Raw genomic sequence first — 18,296 nt, 5'->3', positions numbered from 1 at the left:
GGCGAGGGCCGCCGCGGGGCTTTCCGCCGCCTCCACGTGCGGGCGCGCGGCAGGCGCGCCGGCAACGATCATGCCGGCCGCGCGCGCCGAGGGCGCGTCGGGCCCGTCAGCCTCGCAGACGCGGGGCGCGCAGGCAGCCTCGACGGCGGCCGCGAGGTCAAGGGCCGGAAGCGCGCGGGGGTTGTCGGGCGCGTAGGTGACGAACGCGCGGGCGAAGGGCGCCACGGCCTCGATCATGGCCGGGTAGTCCTTGTCGGCGAGCACGCCCATGGCGAACGTCACGCGGCCCCGCGCCGCGTCAGCGCCGCCGAGCAGGTCGGAAAGCGAGGCGGCGAGCGCCTCGGCGCCCTGCGGGTTGTGCCCGCCGTCGACGATCGTGAGCGGGTCGCGCGCCACCACCTCGAAGCGGCCCGGCCACGCGGTGAGCGCGATGCCCTCGGCAAGCGCCGCGTCCGTGATGCGCCACCCGCGCCGCCGCAGCACTCCCGCCACCTCGACGGCGAGCGCCGCGTTCGCAGGCTGGTAGCTGCCGAGCAGCTGCGTCTCGAAGCTCGCGCCCTTGTAGCGGAAACGACGTACGAATGTTTCACGTGAAACACTCGGGGAAGCGCCTTCCGCACCCTTCGCGCCTTCCGCCCCGCGCGCGACCGCGGGCGAGCCGGAGGCTTCCGCCCCTTCCGAAGCCGACGTGAGCGGGAGCACCTCGAGCTGGGCGAAGTCGGGCGTGACGAGCTCGCAGCCCCGCTCGCGCGCGACGCGCTCTACCACCGCGGCCGCCTCGGGCTCCTGCGGCCAGCTCACCACCGGCGCGCCGGGCTTGATGATGCCCGCCTTCTCGCCCGCGACCTCGGCGAGCGTGCTTCCCAGAAGCGCCGTGTGGTCGAGCCCGACGCGGCAGATCACGCTCATCTCGGGCGCGTCGATCACGTTCGTGGAGTCGAGGCGCCCGCCGAGGCCCACCTCAAGCACCACCACGTCGCAGCACGCCGCGCGGAAGTGCTCGAGCGCCACGGCGCACATGAGCTCGAACTCGGTGGGGTGCTCGCCCGTGGCCGCCTCCAGGGCGCTCGCGTGCTCGCGCACGGCGAGCGTGGCGCGCGCGAGGTCGTCCCGCGTGATGTTCGCGCCGTCCACGCGGATGCGCTCCTCGAACGTCTCGATGTAGGGGCTGGTGAACAGCCCGACGCGGTACCCCGCGCACGTGAGCGCCGACGCCACGTAGGAGCACACCGAGCCCTTGCCGTTCGTGCCCGCCACGTGCACGAACCTCAGGTCGTCCTGCGGGCGGCCCATGCGCTCGAGCAGCGCGGTGATGCGCTCGAGGCCCAGCCGCGACGCCTGCCAGCGCGGCGTGTTGATGTAGGCTACCGGGTCGAACTCCTGCGGCGCGCGCGCCGCCCCCTCCCGCACGCTACATCGCCCGCCGCTCGCGCATGACGGCCGCGGCGGCGCGCGCGGCCAGGTCGGCCTCGACGCCCACCTGCAGGAGGGCCCGCACAAGAGCGATCTCCTCCTCCGCTGCCGCGAGGCGCGCGGCGTCGAGCGCCGCGGCGTGCGCGGGGCTCTCGGGCGCAGGGGCGCCCGCGGCCTCTTCGGCGCGCTCCGCACGGCTCGCCGCGCCTTCCGCGCCAGCAGCGCCGTCAGCGCTCGTCGCTTCCGTCGCTTCCGCGCCAGCAGCGCCATCGGCGCCCGTCGCTTCCGCGTCGGCAGCGCCGTCAGCGCTCGCGGCATCCGCCGGCGCGCCAGCGCTCGCAGCATCCGCCAGCGCGCCGGCATCTGCGGCGCTCGCCGCGATAGCCGGCCCCTCGGGCGCGAGGTACGCCGCGATGCCCGCCGCCGCGCGCTTGCCCGCGCCCATGGCCAGGATCACCGTGGCCGCGCCGCTCACGGCGTCGCCGCCCGCGAACACGCCCGGCACCGACGTGGCGCCCGTCTCCTCGTCGATCACGATGAGGTTGCGGCTCGTGGTGTCGAGCCCCGGCGTGGTCTGCGCGATGAGCGGGTTGGTCTTGTTGCCGATGGCGATCACGTACATGTCGCACGGGATCACGTGGTTCGAGCCCTCGATCGCCCGCGGGCGGCGCCGCCCGCTCTCGTCGGGCTCGCCGAGCTCCATGTCGACCACCTCGACGCCGGTGAGCCAGCCCTGCTCGTCGCCGTGCAGCTTCACCGGGTTGGTGAGCGTGCGAAACGCGATGCCCTCCTCCTCGGCGTGGCGGATCTCCTCGGCGCGCGCGGGCATCTCGGAGCGCCCGCGGCGGTACACCACAGTGACGTTGGCGCCGAGGCGCTTGGCCGTGCGCGCGGCGTCCATGGCCACGTTGCCGCCGCCGACCACCACGCACCGATGCCCCGCGTGCACCGGCGTGGCGTAGGCGGGGAACTCGTACGCCTTCATGAGGTTCACGCGCGTGAGCAGCTCGTTCGCCACGCACACGCCGTTGAGGCCCTCGCCCTCGATGCCCATGTAGCTGGGAAGGCCCGCGCCCGTGGCCACGAACACGGCGTCGAAGCCGCGCTCGTCCAGAAGCTCGCGCACGTCGAAGAGCTTGCCCACCACGGTGTTGACCTCGAACTTCACGCCGAGCGCCTCGATGGCCGCCACCTCGCGCGCCACCAGGCTCTTCGGCAGGCGGAACTCGGGGATGCCGTAGGTGAGCACGCCGCCCACCTCGTGCAGCGCCTCGAACACCGTGACGTCGGCGTGGTGCTTGGCCAGCTCGCCCGCGCACGTGAGCGACGCGGGGCCCGAGCCCACCACGGCCACGCGCTTGCCGGACAGGTCGGTTCCCGGCACGATCACCGGCACCGCCTTGCCGCCGAGCGGCGTGATCTCGCTGTGCTCGCCTGCGCTCGTCGTGCCGCCGGCGGCCGCGTCCGCCGCGTCCGCGCCGTCGCCTGCGCCCTGGCTCGCCTGAGCTGCGCGCACCTCGTCAGCGCGCGCCGCGCGCCGCGCGGCCAGCGCACGGGCCGCCTCCTGCGCGTGGTCGTCGGCCCAGTCGGCGATGAAGCGCTCCAGACGGCCGATGCCCACCGGCTCGCCGCCCTTCCGGCCGCGCATGCACACGCCCTCGCACTGCGACTCCTGCGGGCACACGCGCCCGCAGATGGCGGGCAGCGCGTTGGCGTCCTTCACCGCCGCGTACGCGCCCGGGAAGTCACGCTGGGCGATGAGCGCCACGAACTCGCGGATGGGCACGCCCACCGGGCAGCCCGCCACGCAGGGCTTCGAGTTGCACTGGATGCAGCGGCGCGCCTCGTTCACCGCGCGCTCGGCGTTGTAGCCCAGCGTCACCTCGGAGAACGTGTGCGCGCGCTCGAGCGGGTCGAGCACCGGCATGGGGGTCTTGTACCCCTGGCGGTTGTAGTTGAGGACCTTCGCCATGGCCTACTCCCCCTCTCCGTACACCGCTTGGCCCGCGCCCGTGGCCTCGGCGTGGCTCGCCGCGCGCGCCGCCTCCTCGCGCGCCGCCTTCGCCTCCAGGGCCGCGCGCACCTTGGCGGCCTTCGGGGGATCCATGGCGGCCAGCTTGGCCTCCATCTCGGGGTCGAGCGTGATGCGCGCCGCCCTCCGCGGCCCGCCCGCGGCCTCTTCCGCCGCGCGCTCCGCGGCCCGCCGCGCCGCCATCACGTCGCAGTCGCGCGCCTCGCTGGCCAGCTGCTTCGACATCCTCTTGCGCGCCGACCCCTCGTAGGCGCGGTACATCACGCTGCGGCGCATGGCGTCGTCGTAGTCCACCAGATGCCCGTCGAAGTCGGGCCCGTCCACGCAGGCGTGCAGGTACTCGTCGCCCACCTTCACGCGGCAGCCGCCGCACATGCCCGTGCCGTCGATCATGATCGGGTTCATCGACACGAGAGTGCGGATGCCGAACTCCTTCGTGGTAAGCGCCACGAACTTCATCATGATGACCGGCCCCACGGCCAGCACCAGGTCATAGTCCGCGCCCTCCTCGATCCAGCGGCGCAGGGGCTCGGTGACCACGCCCTTGTTGCCGTTCGAGCCGTCGTCGGTCATGATGATCGAGCGGCTCGAGCACGCCTCGACCTCGTCCTTGAGGATGATGAGGTCCTTCGTGCGGAAGCCCGTGATCACGTCGACCTCGCAGCCGTGGTCGTGCAGCCACTTGGCCTGCGGGTACGCGATGGCCGTGCCCAGGCCGCCGCCGATGACGCACGCGCGGCGCGCGCCCTCGAGCTCGGTGGGGTTGCCGAGCGGGCCCACGAAGTCGAGCAGGGTGTCGCCCGCCTGCAGGGTGGCCAGGCGCATGGTGGTCGCGCCCACCGCCTGGAACACGATGGTCACCGTGCCCGAGATGGGGTCGGCCGCGTTCATGGTCAGCGGGATGCGCTCGCCCTCCTCGTCGATGCGCAACATGATGAACTGCCCCGGCTTGATCTTCTTGGCGATCTCGGGAGCGGAGATGACCATGCGGGTCACTTCCGCGTTCAGTGCTTCCACGCTCTTGATAAGGTACATATGATGCCCTTCTTCTTCGCATGCAGAAAACGCGCGGGCGCGTTGCGAAGCGGCTCCCCTTGCGCTCGCGGTCTCGCGTTTCGGAAGCTTACAGTATAGCAAAGCCGCAATCGGCGAGCGTGCCGATTGCGTTCACCAACGGTTTATTTTATGGCGGCATTTCAGCTTCGGATAGCGGCCTGCGAATGCCTAGGTGCGGCGGAATACGGCGCCCCGATGCGCGCGCCAACTCGCCGACACGACCTGCATCCGCCAACCCGCAACCAGCGGGTCACCCGACGCGCGGGTCCCGACTGCGCGCGCCTACTGCCCCGGGGCGCCCTCCGCCTCGCGCGGCGGGCGGGTTCCCAGAAGCTCGCCCAAGGTGGTGAAGTCGTTCTCCAGCGCGAGGCGCTTGCTGCCGTCGTAGAGGGCGGCGGCCGGGTGGAAGATCGGGAACACCTTGAAGCGGCCGGCGCGCTGCAGCGTGCCGTGCAGGCGCGTGATGCCCACCTCGGTCTTGAGGATGAACTTCGTCGAGAAGTTGCCCAGCGTCACGATGAACTCCGGGTTGATGGTGCGCGTCTGCTCGCGCAGAAACGGCGTGCACAGCTCGATCTCCTCGGGGCGCGGGTCGCGGTTCCCCGGCGGGCGGCACTTCAGCACGTTCGCGATGAACACGTCGTCGCGGGTGAGGCCCGCGATGCCCAGAAGCTCGTTGAGGTACTTGCCCGCGGCGCCTACGAACGGCTCGCCCTGCAGGTCCTCGTTCTTGCCAGGCGCCTCGCCCACGATGAGCACGCGCGCGTCCGGGTTGCCCACGCCGAACACCGTCTGCGTGCGCCCGTCAGCCAGAGGGCAGCGGCGGCACGCCTCCACGTCCGCGCGGATCTGCTCAAGCGGAATATGCGGTTTGGGAATGCCCAAGCCTTCTCTTCTTCCCCTTCTTGCCATTCTCTCTCCATCGCTCCCCTGTCGTTCGCAACGACAGCGAGGGTTCGCGCGGTGCCTGAGACAGCCCCGCCTTTGGGCCAAGCGGCCTTCGCGCTGCGCCCAAAACTGCGAACAGCCCTGCGGACCGTCCAGGGCCAGTCATGCGCCCGAGAGGGCGCGTCCTGAGCAGCTCAGCTGATCAGTGCCCAGGGGCCGTGCGAAACCGCAGCGGCAGGGCGAGCACATCGACCTACCGATATATCCGCGGAAGGCGCGAGCAGCCGAACCCGATGGCGATCTCGTGCTGGATGGTCCCCAGCTTGTCGGCCATCTCGTCGATGGTCACCACGGCGTCGCCCGCCTCGCCCACGATGAGCACCTCGTCGCCGATCTGCGGGTCCACGCGGCGGCGCGTGGCGTAGGTGCGCAGGTCGACCTCGAACATGCACTGGTCCATGCAGATGTTGCCCACCTGGCGGAACGCCTTGCCGTCCACGATGAAGTCGGTGTTGCCGGACAGCCCGCGGCGCAGGCCGTCGGCGTACCCGATGGGCACCGTGCAGATCTTCACCGAGCCGGGGCTGCGGTAGTGCATGCCGTAGCTCACGCCCTCGCTCATGGGCACGAGCTTGGCGTCGGTGACGCGCGCGTGCACGCTCATGGCGGGGCGCAGGTCGATCTCCCCGTACGTCTCGGGGCACGGGTAGAAGCCGTAGAGCGAGATGCCCAGGCGCACCATGTCGAAGTGCACCTCGGGATAGCGGATGCCCGCCGCCGAGTTGGCCGCGTGCACGATGCCCGGGTCGACGCCGGCAGCGCGCAGGGCGTTCACCGCCTCGAGGAAGCGCTTCGCCTGGATCTGGAAGTCGAGCGTCTCGGCGCAGTCGGCCGTGGCGAAGTGCGTGAACGTGCCCACCAGGTCGAGCGCGCGGTGGAAGCCCACCTGGTGCATGAAGGCCACCACCTCGTCGTGGCGCACGCCGATGCGGTTCATGCCCGTGTTCACCTTGAGGTGGAACGGCGCGCGCAGGCCCAGCGAGTCGGCCGCCTCCGCGTACTGGATGGCGAACTCCGCGGTGTAGACGCTCGGCATGATCTTGTACGCCAGAAGCAGCGGGATGGAGGAGATGGGGGGCTCGCCCAGGATGAGGATGGGCGCGTTCACCAGCGCCTCGCGCAGCTGCACGGCCTCGTTGACGGTTGCCACGCCCAGGTACTCCGCGCCCGAGTTGAGCGCCGTCTTGGCGCAGCGCACCGCGCCGTGGCCGTACGCGTCGGCCTTCACCACGGCCATGAGGCGGCAGCCGCGCGCGAGGCGGCTCTTCACCGCCATGGCGTTGTGGCGGATGGCGGCCAGGTCGATCTCGACCCACGCCCAGCGGCGGTCCGTCTCGGGGATGGTGGCCAGCTTGTCGGGGTCGAAGCTGGGGGCGGCGCCTTCCGCCTCGGACGTGGCGAGGAACTGGCCCATGGCTCGAGACGCCGTCGGGGCGGAGGGCTTTCCCCAGACGCCCTCGGGCTTGCCCTCTCCGTCACGCGCGCCGGGCACCTGCCAGCCGGCGCTCGCCGCGCGGGAGGCCGATGCGTCGCGCGAGGCGTTCGCGGCCTTCGCGGCCGCCTCGGCCTCTGCCTTCTTGATGGCGTCGCTCGCCGAGACGAAGCCCGCGTCGTGACGGGGCCTGCTGGTAAATCCGTTGGGAATGTCGCTCATGTTCCTCTTGCCTCACACCTGCGCCGCTGCGCGCAAGGCAGCGGCTCGCCGAATCACATCCCAGCAGTATAGCGCAAAAGCCCCGCCCCGAACGCAACGCGACGCGGGGCTCACAGGACGCAGGGGCAGCGGGGCACGGCATGCCGAAGCCGAGCTCGTCTGTCTACTCGTTAAAGCGATAGTCCTCGATATGCAGCGTATTGCAGTTCTCTGATATTGCCCTCATCGTCGGCACCGGAATACCCGCGCCAACATGCGCGCGCACATCAAAAGACAACGTCACATGGGCATCGTCAAGCTGCTCAATCTGGCTGACGATCTCCTCCATGATGGTGCGCACGTCGCGGTTAACGCGCGTGTTGTCCAACTTTGCGCTCATGTAAAACGAAGTCGGCATGCGCTGCGCAGCCACACTGCCAGCAGACTCGACATCATCGCCAGAAACTGCGTCGTTGCCGTCATCAAGAGCGCTGGCGTCGCCAATCCCGACGCCAACCTCCGAGCCGCCAATGCCTCTGTCAGCACCGCGCCTGACTGCGACCTCTCTCCGCTCCTCTTCCTCACGCTCGATCTGCTCAGCCGCCACAGCGGGCCTCACCAAGTAGTCGCTCTGGTTGATGGCCGACCGCTGCTCGCCAAGCGTCAGATGCAGGTAGCGGTCCTCGCCAACGCCGTCCGCAATGCCGAAGAACTCGTTGGACCCAAGCCCCTGCAAGATGGCAGCCTCAAGCACATCGTATCCGGCAAGCCTCGGCAAGTAGCAGTACGTGCACATATACTCCCACAGCTGTTTGATCTGGATGTGCCTCTTCTCCTTCCAGAGCAGCTTGTCCAGCTCCATCCGCAGCAGAGCAGGGGCCCAACGCGAGATGGCCGCCTCGTTGGAAGCCAGCTTGCCTGCGGCTTTGCGCACCACATCCTCGCCACCGCCCGCGATGCGATCGGTCTCCCATTTGACGCCCATCAAGCCGCTCGACAAGTCAACGTGCGGCGCAATCAGCCAGCTGTACGCCTCCTGGATGCGCGTCTTCAGCGTCTGCTCGGCACGGCGCACGTTCTGCTCGGTCTCGCGCGTCTGCGCCATGTCCAGGTTCAGCGACTCGCGGTCGTCCGAAATCGACTTCCACGCAAGGTACGCACGCGCCGCTTGCTCAAGCGACCCGGCATTGCTGCCGTCGCACGCGATGAAGGCCAGCATGTTCTTGTACCGCCTCGGTGTTGTGCCGCGATTCGCCAGGATGTCAGCAGCCTTCGCCACAGCGGGCGAGTTCGCAGCCCCGTTGCGATGCGCCGCAGCGGGAGGCAGAACCACCAGCCGTAACGTCTGCTCGTCGGGCACGTCCAATGATGTCGCGGGGCACACGTGGATGCCGGCCAGCGGCGGGCACTTGCGGAAGCCCTTCAGTCGCTGCTCCACCTCGTACTCGACGTCGGCCTTGTCCAGCTGCTGGGCACGGTCCTCCATAACCTTGCGCAGCGTCGGGCGCGTGTCGTACCAGTAGCGATTTCCATTGCCGTCACTGTACAGGAACGACGACGAGCTCTGCAACGTCCCCAGCGCGTCGTTGAACACCGCGATGTTCTCGCCCGGCTGCACCACGCCCAGGCGAATGTGCGAACGCTCGATGCCGCGCGCCGTCTGTCCGCTCACATCGGGGGCCGACCCCAGCATGATGGTGCGCGAAATGCGCCGCGAAGCCAGAACGCGCCCGTAGCGCGTATTGGCCTGGTCGTTCTTGTACGGCAACGACTTCTTGCCGTCGATCTCGGAGTCAACCACGCCGTTCCAGTTCTCATCCAGATAGCGTGTAAGCTCGTCGCGCACGTTGGGCACGTCCAGCGGCAGCGAGCCCGGCATGATCATCGGACTCGCGTCTTGGCTCATCCACAGCTCGTGGATCACGGCTGCCATGAGGCGCAGCACACCGCGCGTACGCTGGAAGGTCTCGAGCGTCGCCCAATCCTCGTACAGGCGGTCGAACACTTCGGGATGAATGGGATAGCAGCTCACCATGCGGTCGCGATACTCAAGCTCCTTGGCATCTACGGGAAAGTCTGCCGCGTTCTCGCCATACATCTTGGAGAACGTGTTGCATACCTCGTCACGTTTGGCAGCGTCTTTGCAGTTGAGGAACAGCCTCCGTCGCACCACCTCAAAGCCCTCGCTAGCGCTCACAGGCTTCCAGATGGCCTCCATGCGCCCGAAGGTATGCTCGATGGCCTCAAGCGCGCGCTGGCCGCTCTCGCCGCCGATCTCACGCTCGCTCTCGGGGATAGACGCCACCACCAAGCTACGCTTGCTCGCCCGCGCAGCCTCGGTCAGCTCCTGGATGAATGTGATGAAGTTGTCGAACGAGCCCGCTGGCAGCTTGTCCGCGCCGTAAAGCTTCTTGGCGTAGGCCACTAGCTCGTCCACCAGCACCAATGCGCATCCGCACGCATCGAATAGCTCGGCCAGCGCTTGAGAGCCAGGCGACACGCCCTTGCGGTCGGCATCACGCACATACTCGTACAGATCTGGCTTTTTGGAAGACTCGGCCAGCTGATAGGCTATCTCGCCCCACACGGTATTCACGGTAATGCCCGGCATCGTCTGCGGGCGTTTGGCCTTGGCTGGGTTCAGCGCTGTGCCTACGATCACCGCCACGTGTGCTTCGGGAATCTCGGCGATGCCCGCCTCCTCCAGCACTGGTTTGATATTGGGAATACGGTCCACCAGCGAGCGGCTTCTCAGCAGATGATACAGGGCAAGCATGCTGTGCGTCTTACCGCCGCCGAACGCGGTCTTCAGCTGGATAACGGGCTCGCCATCGCGCTCCGCCACGCGCTTCAAGGACTGTACGAGCAGTCCTTTCATACCCTCGGTCACGTACGTACGCCCGAAGAACTCAACCGGATCGCGGTACTCGAGCGTGCCTTCGCCACGCGCCACCTGCGCCAAGTCAGCAGCGAACTCAGCGTTGCGGTAGCGTCCTTCGGCCACATCCTGATGCGGCTCCATCACATCACGCCAGCTGGGAAGCCCGCTTGCCGCCACGGTCTCAACAGCGGGCTTCTTCGACTTAGCGAACCGAGGAGTTGCGTTGCTCGTCGCTGCGACGGAACCCTCGACGCTGCCGTATCGAGCCTCGCGCAGGAGCGCGTTGATATCGGCCGCACCGTCCGGATCAATCTGCTCGCAAAATCGCGACATCGTGTCGAGCGCGCGCCACGTGTCGTTGTCGTTGATGTCCTGGCTGCCCCGGTGAGCCCACTTGTTGCGCGTGGTGCGAAGCTCGTTCAGCCACGTGCGGCAGTCCTTTGAGAGCTTCTTGCGAAACACGTCGTTCCACTGGATGTCGGCCAAAAGCAGGCAGAGCGCGATATCGAGCGAATCCACCAGCGTGTCGAAATCGCCCGACGTGGGCAGGTTGCGCTTCTGGTCCTCGTACAGCTTGTCCAGCACCCCGTCCTGCCACCAGTGGTCGGGGCCGTAGGCGATGATGAACTCTCGTGCGACGTATGGCGCGAGCGAATTGGTCAGGATGTCGAATCCCTTTGCTACGCGAACGTAATTCTCCATGGCAATCGGCCCTCCTTATTCTTCACCAAAGTCTAGCGCGAACTGCATCGGCTTCTCTGTTTGCAACTGGGCTGCGCGCGACTGGATCTCCGGCCACGCCACGACGAGTGAGTTGTATGCGAACGCCTCTGCGTTCCAACTCTTCTTGTCTGCGATGGTGAACAGGCGATAGGCCAACGCCTTGGCGTTCTCGGCCCTGCTGTCGAAAACGTCCTTGAGCATCTGGGCGCATGCCGCCACACCGCCGGTCTCCATCGCGTGCGTCAGCTCCTGGGTGAACAGCCACGTGAAACCCCAGTCGTTGCTTCCCTTCAACTCATCGCGCCCAAGCAGCCGAACGATTCCCTTGCTGGCGAGGAGCGCCCCCTTCTCCGCCAGCCCTTGGATCGAGGTGTTCTTCGCACGGGCAAGCACGTCGGCATCGCCGAACTTGATCTCCTTAAACGCGCATTGCATGTACAAGTCAACACAGAAGCGACTGTCACGATCCAAGTCGCTGTCTTGGTCGGAGAAGTACAGGTCCAGCTCCTGGTTGATGACCTGAAGGGCTGACCGCACCGTCATCTCAGAGCCGTCCGCCTCGAGCACCTTGCTGAAGCGAGAGTACGCACCAATGCCAGGACCGATGGCCGACTGCGCCATGTCCACGGGGGCAATATTGCTAGTCTGTAGCTTGTCGAGCGCAGGCTTCAGCTCGCGCTTGAGCGTGTTGACGAACTCGCGCCGCGTCGCCATGGGCGCGTCAACAGGACGCTTGCGGCAGACAAGAACGATGGAGGAAGCGAGAGCGTTGGTGCCATTTCCAACTACGCGCCCCTCCTTTTCTGTTCTTAGAGGCCATGTTCCTGTGATAGAAAAACCAGCTTCGATAATTGCTGTAAGTATTGTTTCCCAGCCAGTTGAAGCCGTATTACCACTATTATCTGAAGATTCTGTTTCGTTTTGCTTAAAGGCGTAATAAATCGTAGTCGGAATATCGCTTCTCACAAATTTATGCACTTGCTGAAAAGCGCAATACATGCCTTTCTCGAAATAGGCTTTCGCGCCGTCTTTTCCTCGATTGTCTCTGTATGGCGTAGCCACCAGTTCCTCCGACTTCGGCACGAGCATCGTGCTGAACAGCTTCGGGTAGGTCTTGCGCAACGACCGTCTGAGCCAAACATAGAAATAGTCCGACAAATCTGCATAGCCTATGTTGTCGTAATAAGGAGGATCGGTCGAGACAACAGCATTGCGCACACCGCTATCACTTTGTGCATCCCATTGCCTGGCTTGACCTTCAATACAATAAGGAGACAAACCGTTGAACGCCTTTAGCATTCGTCCAAATAGACTAAGAAAGCTGCCACTTGAGTCGCAAAAAGGATTGCTTTCTGCATAATCCCACACCATAGGTATTGCCTGGCGTGCAAAAACATTTCTCATCTGGGAGTTCGTCGAGTTCCATCCGCACACAGACGAATTGTGGTTGGCAAGCTGATCTACCAGGAACGCCAAATAAACGCCGATGGCTTCGCCGCGGGCTTTGGCGCCAGTGCCGCCATCGGCAAGACCAACACCGTCGTCTGGAACCCTGGCCTTTACCGCATCCTCGTAGGCTTTTTCTTGCGCTTCATGTACGAGCCCGCTGAACGTGGTCAACGCCGTCAGCTGCCTACTTGTGAAAAGGTCGGCGAATCGAGTAAGTCCGTAGTTCGGTGTTTTGAAATCCCTTGGATTCTCCGCTATTGCCGCATCTGGATAATCGATCGGCTTACTCACGTGAGCTATTTTTATCTGGCTTTCGCATGGGGAAGCATAAATACGCCCTCGATCGCCTTCAGCAACTATGGCCATGAGACGTTCACCCATTCGATCAGCTTTCCCCTCGCTGCGAATATGAGGAAACCCTATCGGCTCCCCACAATGGAGGCAGGTTGCTCCGCGGCGGTTGACGGTTCCTTCACGCTGGCTCTTTCCGGATTTCACCTCAAAACGCATCTCGCCATTGCCTACGATAGGCTCAACGTGATGCTCCTTTCCCTTCTTCTTAGACAAGTCGAAGGAACGTACCAGCGCCGTCTCGTGCCTGCATGCAGGGTTCGGGCACTTCACCGTACGCGCCCAAATCCACGCGATGACCGTTGCCTCTCCGCCACCCTGCTCGACAGGAACTCTCACCTTCGGATAGAGATGCCCGATGCGCCTGAACGCCTCTTCCTTCATCCAATTGCCGTAGTATTCGACGTCGGCCGCAAGCCCCGCATTGCCTTCCCAGCTTTCCAGGGAGACCCTCTTCCGCGATTCGGGATTCACCGCCGCCTGACCCGCGAATTTCGGCGGAATCTCAATCATTGCTTTATTGATGGTCACTGCGACTGGATTTAAATCTTGCGCATATGCCTCAAATCCCAAGCGCTGCGCCTCAAGCGGGATGGCCCCGCCGCCAGCGAACGGATCGAGCAGCTTGATAGGCTCATCTCCCATGCTCTTGCGGATTTCCGCCTTCGCGGCATCAAGCACGCGCTGGTTGTTCGAGTTCTCCCACACCACCAAGTCTTCCAGAATCCTGAACAGGCGCTCACGCTCAGCGGTTTGCGCCTCCTCGGTTGGGAACTCCTCAGGATGGCTCGACGGATCGTCAACCAAGGAGGACCAGATGACAGCCCGCGCCGCCGCCAACGGCCGGCGCGCCCACCACAAATGAAGCGTCGAAGGGTGCCCATGCCGAATGGACTTTTCTCTCGCCGATGCTGCGTTGATGGCATCAAGCGGCAACGCCACCTCGATGAGTTTCTTCACTGCCATTGGTCGGTCCTTTCCAAGACGACTTCGGCGGACTCGCAGAGCCGTCCTATGTCGAAGTTGATGCTGTTCTCGGCGAACGCAGGCGCATGAAACGCGGGCTTATGCAGGTAGGTGGTATGAGTGACGTCTCCATCGACTTCGACGACGGCAAGCAACCACCCATCAGGCTTGTTGAGAGCGCACAAGACCTCGTTTTTGGAAAGCGTCACGCTGTTGGAGCCCGAAGCACGACCCTTCACCTCGATCATGCGCAGCACAGGGTCTTCGCCTTTATGCGCGCCTTCCGGGACACTCGACTCTATGTCGTAGCCGATCTTTCTCCGAGCGCTCACGTCACATGGCTCATAGCCCAGCTCACGCTCAATCGCCATCACTGCTTTCATCGCGGCAAGCTCCACGCGACGCTTTGCTTCGCCATCAGAGCCGTTGCGGCCTGACTCGCCGCCAGCATCGCCACGCAACAGGGCCGCAGGCAGCACAAGCGCGCCACCTACCACACGCGGAGGGGCAGGCGAGAGTTGTCTCTGAGCGTCAAGCTGCGCGAGACGTCTTCTCAGGCGCTCGTCGAGCTCGTTTGCCCGCTTCTCAGCTTGCGCGGAGTTGAGCCGTGCGTTTTTCTTACCAGAGTTCTCGCGCTCCTTCAGCTCCCAAGCGCGCTTGTCCCAATACCGGATCTCAGCGCGCAAGCGCTTCTCAACCGCCCGACGCACCTTGTCGACGTGCGAGTGCGTTCGCGCGCGGATCTCATCAACATGCGCCGGAAGGATATTCCGTATGGCGTATTCGGTGGCGACGCCCTCAGGATCACGCCCGAGCCAACTCACATCTCCTGCAAGCGCATCGACATAAGCAAGCTCGCCTTCCGTCGGTGCGCGGTAATCCAAATACGGCGCGTACCCCGCATTGAAAGCGCTACCTTCACAGTCCATCTCAACGAAATGCACGGCTCGACTCACCGTGCGCCTCGTGCCGTCCACCGCCACCGTGCCATCCTGTATCGAGCTCTCCACATAAAAGAGCAACCTCGGAACATTGCAGGAAGGATCGTCGTCTACAAGAACACTGCCCTGTCGAAGCACGCCCAGCCCCTGCTCAAGTACAGCTGACACCGTGGCGTCGAGCAGCGGATGACCAGGGCACACAAGAACAGCAGGCACGCCGCCAACGCTCGCGCACCTCATCTTGTCAAAACAGACACGCTCGTAGCTGCGCAGCACAGGATCGGCTGCGCCGATTTTCATGTCGCGACTCCGCACGCTGAACGGCACCTCGAGCACCTCATAGCGTCCCTTTTCGCGCTCGATAACTCGACCGCCGAGCTTGCGCATGGCTTCGAGGAAGAATGCCTCGATGAAATGCGGCTCCAACTTGTGGGCCTCCATGCGCTCCATGTCCTCCTTGATGCGTATGACCTGATGCACGTCCATCACGTCAGCGGTAAGCGCATATTCATCGAGCAGCGCTTTGAGGGCACTCACGTCGAGCGAGCTGTCCACCACCTGGTTCAGCCGATCACGCACGTCAGGCCGATCGCCATAGCGTATAGCCTCCACCAGCAAGTCACGCAGCGGCTTGTCTTCGAAAGTCACGCGGCCGAGTATGTCGAACACGCGCCCGCCCAGTGCGGCGCGCTCTTCTTCGAGCTTCTGAAACAGCCGATCGAATACCTGGCCCTCGCGCGTCTCCTTGGCCACAAGATTCCACAGATGACAGACTTCGGTTTGCCCGATGCGATGGATGCGCCCGAAACGCTGCTCAATTCTGTTGGGGTTCCACGGCAGATCGTAGTTCACCATCAGATGAGCCCGCTGCAAGTTGATACCCTCGCCAGCGGCATCAGTCGCCACCAGAATGCGCACCGCGCTATCTTGCTTGAACAGCTCCTCAGCTCGATGACGCGCATCGCGCGGCATGCCGCCCTTGATGGTGAGCACGGCCTCGTGGCTGCCCAAAAGCTGCCTGATCTTGGTGGCAAGGTATTCCAGCGTGTCCTTGTGCTCCGTGAAGATGATGAGCTTTTCGCGGCGGCCATCCTCGGAAAACATGCTGGCGTTGTCCTGAAGCAGCCGCGAAAGCTCGTCCCACTTGCGATCTTCGCCGCCCATGCGCACTTCGTTGGCTTTTCGCTCAAGCAGCTTCAATGTGCCAATCTCAGCTTCAAGCTCGGCTTTCGAGGCAGAAGCCGAAGCAGAGTCAATGACGTCGTTTTCCAGGTTCTCAAGTTCTTCAAACGTGTAGTCGTCTTCGTCGAAGTCTTCCCCCAGCCCACCGCATACGCTCGAATAAGAACCGACTCCTTGAGCTTTGTCGTTCACCTCAAGCAGACGAGCCTCAAGCCTCTCCCTGCGACGACGGAGCGATTGGTAGATGGCCTCGGGCGAAGATGCGAGCCTGCGCTGCAAGATGGTGAGCGCGAAACCGACGCTGTTCTTTTGCTTGCCGTCCAAGCGATCAGCGCGGTTGAACTCGTTGGTCACGTAATCAGTGACCGCCTGGTAAAGACCCGCTTCCGCAGGTGAAAGCGTATAAGTTACCGTTTGCGCGCGCCGCTCGGGAAACAAGGGGCGCCCATCGAAGCGAAGCAGCTCCTCCTTCACCAAGCGGCGCATTACGTCGGACACATCAAGCACGGATTGATCCGCATCGGCACCAGGCAGCGCGCGCCCCGCATTGAAGAGCGAAGTCTGTGAACCGCCGCTCGCTTTCTTCGGCTTCATGCGCCGCGCCCCTTCAAAACGGTCGCGGTCCACCAGCGCCATGAACAGCTGGAAGTCCTCGGGCTTGCCGTTGTGCGGCGTAGCCGTGAGCAGCAGCAGGTTTTCGGCTGTATCGCCGAGCAGCTGACCAAGCTGGTAGCGCTTGGTGTACTTCACTTCGCCACCGAACACCGTGGCGCTCATCTTGTGCGCCTCATCGCACACAACGAGATCCCAGCTTGTTTCCTTCAACCTTTCGCGAATACCATCATTACGGGAGAGTTTGTCGAGCCGCGCGATGCAGAGATCGTTTTCCACGAAAGCGTTGCGTGTCACCGCTGCCTCAAACAGATCGTTGGTAAGAATCGTGAAGGATAGCCCGAACTTGCGGTACAACTCGTCTTGCCATTGTTCCACCAAATTGCCAGGGCACACGATGAGGCATCGTTTCAGATCACCGCGAGCAATCATCTCCTTTATGAGCAAGCCCGTCATAATGGTCTTGCCGGCACCGGGGTCGTCGGCCAGGACAAATCTCAGCGGCATTTTGGGAAGCATGTCCTTATATACGGCCGACACCTGGTGAGGAAGGGGATCAATAGCTGAAGTGCGTACGGCGAGATAGGGGTCGAACAGGTGCGCCAGCTCAATGCGATACGCCTCGGAGGCCAACTTGAGGGCATCGGGGTCCGCGTCAAACGTCCACTTGGTCTCCCCTGCCAGCGAAAGCCTGTCTTCGTCATCGCGGAAAAGCATTGTTCTGTCCAGAGCACCTGCCGCAGTTTCATAGGTAAGCGTGAGTCCCATGTCGCCATGGCGCGTAACGGCGATGACCGTGACGGGGGAATCGTCCAGCACGCCGGTGATCGATGCACCCGCGCAAATATCCTCGAGCTTCATCATGAGCCGGCCACGCTAAGCGCGCTTCTGCGGCCTTCGACATGGTAACGAGCAGAAAAGCAAGTCCGTTCCATTTCCCTACATTACCGCCCTTCCCTGTCGCTCCTATGCTTATTGCTCTCCATAATACCTGATTGTATCTATATTTAGTTACTTAGAAAGAAGGGCTCTGCCTATTCTCACGACATGGCATCATGCAAAGGCAAAATCGTTGAAGCGGAGAGCGCACGTCTAAAGAAGGCGTTCGGAAAGGCCGTATCCTCGCGAAGACTTGCTCATAAATTCGAGCAACGCGAGTTTTCGAGAGTGGTTGGCATAAGCAATTCTCACCTAAGAAAAATAGAGAGCGGCGAGACCTCGCCCACGCTCACCACGATCGACAAGATAGCTCGAGCCTTGGACACTGATGCAGCTGACCTTGTTTGTGAGTCGTGCAGATTAGTCAGAAAAGAAACGAGCGAGATAGCGCAAAGTCGCTCTTAGCATCAAATCCCTGGACAGGAATTCTCCAACAGCCCGTTGGAGAAATGGACGACGTAGCCCCTGAGCAGCTCGAACAGGTTGACAGCGCGAAATCGAAGAAAAAACTGCACCTGCTTGGTACAGAAATGGCCTTTCCAGCGGTATTCGGTTTTGTGCCGTGACGTCACCACATTGAGGCAATTGCCTGCTACGAGTCCATCGAAGAGATCACCTACGTTTCGCCCCGAACGGGATCGCAAGCGCCTTCCACGCTTGGTATAATCCACCTCACCTAATTCATAGTGAGGGGGCGGAAGCTATGGAAAGCAAAGGGAAAGCCCTATCCGCCGGGCCCGTGGAGGCGGAAGAAGCTGCATCGGTCACCATCGTCCCTGCGAACGAGCCGGCCATACGCGACCTCATATACACGGTTCGCGGAATGCAGGTTATGCTCGACAGCGACCTAGCCGCCCTGTACGGGGTGGAGACCAAGGTGTTCAACCAAGCTGTCAGGCGCAACGTCAAGCGCTTTCCCGACCGTTTCCGCTTTCAGCTCACGCAAGAGGAGGCCGAGTCTTTGAGGTCACAAGCTGTGACCTCAAACGGAGGACGCGATGGCCGCCGCTACCTTCCCTATGCCTTCACCGAGCAGGGGTGTCGATGCTCTCGTCGGTGCTGCGCAGCGACACGGCTATCGAAGTTAGCATCAGGATCATGGACAGCTTCGTCGAGATGCGCCGTTTCATCGCCAGCAACGCCACCATGTTCGAGCAGATACGCGCGGTG

General features: G+C 63.7%; 9 protein-coding genes and 1 pseudogene. 2 read left to right on the top strand and 8 right to left on the bottom strand.

What is annotated here, in order from left to right:
- The 8 genes and pseudogenes from G7Y49_RS09795 to G7Y49_RS09760 all read right to left on the bottom strand — a co-directional run.
- A partial coding sequence (locus G7Y49_RS09795) for a folylpolyglutamate synthase/dihydrofolate synthase family protein (RefSeq protein WP_206214628.1) occupies positions 1–1,410 on the bottom strand: 1,410 nt, incomplete at its 3' end.
- Between the two features lies 1 nt (position 1,411).
- Entirely contained in the window at positions 1,412–3,385 is a 1,974-nt protein-coding gene (locus G7Y49_RS09790; RefSeq protein ID WP_206214627.1) for an FAD-dependent oxidoreductase, read from the bottom strand.
- A 276-nt stretch (positions 3,386–3,661) separates the two neighbouring features.
- Positions 3,662–4,480, bottom strand: a pseudogene (locus G7Y49_RS09785) (sulfide/dihydroorotate dehydrogenase-like FAD/NAD-binding protein); the annotation flags it as partial.
- A 303-nt stretch (positions 4,481–4,783) separates the two neighbouring features.
- Positions 4,784–5,380: a uracil-DNA glycosylase family protein gene (locus tag G7Y49_RS09780; RefSeq protein WP_165173333.1), complete on the bottom strand. Its 597-nt coding sequence runs from the start codon at positions 5,378–5,380 to the stop codon at positions 4,784–4,786.
- 262 nt (positions 5,381–5,642) lie between these two features.
- Positions 5,643–6,863: an alanine racemase gene (alr, locus tag G7Y49_RS09775; RefSeq protein WP_370519646.1), complete on the bottom strand. Its 1,221-nt coding sequence runs from the start codon at positions 6,861–6,863 to the stop codon at positions 5,643–5,645.
- Positions 6,864–7,266: 403 nt separating this feature from the next.
- Positions 7,267–10,665, bottom strand: a complete 3,399-nt coding sequence (locus tag G7Y49_RS09770) for a DUF499 domain-containing protein (protein ID WP_165173327.1) — start codon at positions 10,663–10,665, stop codon at positions 7,267–7,269.
- A gap of 15 nt (positions 10,666–10,680) precedes the next feature.
- The gene (locus tag G7Y49_RS09765) at positions 10,681–13,452 is read right to left on the bottom strand and encodes a DUF1156 domain-containing protein (RefSeq protein WP_165173325.1); all 2,772 of its coding nucleotides are present in this window, start codon (positions 13,450–13,452) and stop codon (positions 10,681–10,683) included.
- On the bottom strand, positions 13,443–17,051 hold the full coding sequence (locus tag G7Y49_RS09760) for a helicase-related protein (protein WP_165173323.1): 3,609 nt from the start codon (positions 17,049–17,051) through the stop codon (positions 13,443–13,445). The genes G7Y49_RS09765 and G7Y49_RS09760 overlap by 10 nt, the downstream gene beginning before the upstream one ends.
- Before the next feature lie 183 nt (positions 17,052–17,234).
- Between G7Y49_RS09760 and G7Y49_RS12520 the strand changes: the two genes are divergently transcribed.
- Complete coding sequence (locus G7Y49_RS12520) at positions 17,235–17,531, top strand: helix-turn-helix transcriptional regulator (RefSeq protein WP_165173321.1); 297 nt, start codon at positions 17,235–17,237, stop codon at positions 17,529–17,531.
- A gap of 298 nt (positions 17,532–17,829) precedes the next feature.
- Positions 17,830–18,296: ORF6N domain-containing protein (locus tag G7Y49_RS12515; protein WP_206214626.1), on the top strand; the 467-nt coding region annotated here is incomplete at its 3' end.

It is taken from the genome of Adlercreutzia sp. ZJ242, from assembly GCF_011038995.1.
GTDB lineage: Bacteria > Actinomycetota > Coriobacteriia > Coriobacteriales > Eggerthellaceae > CAAEEV01.
This window is presented reverse-complemented; position numbering and strand designations above follow the sequence as displayed.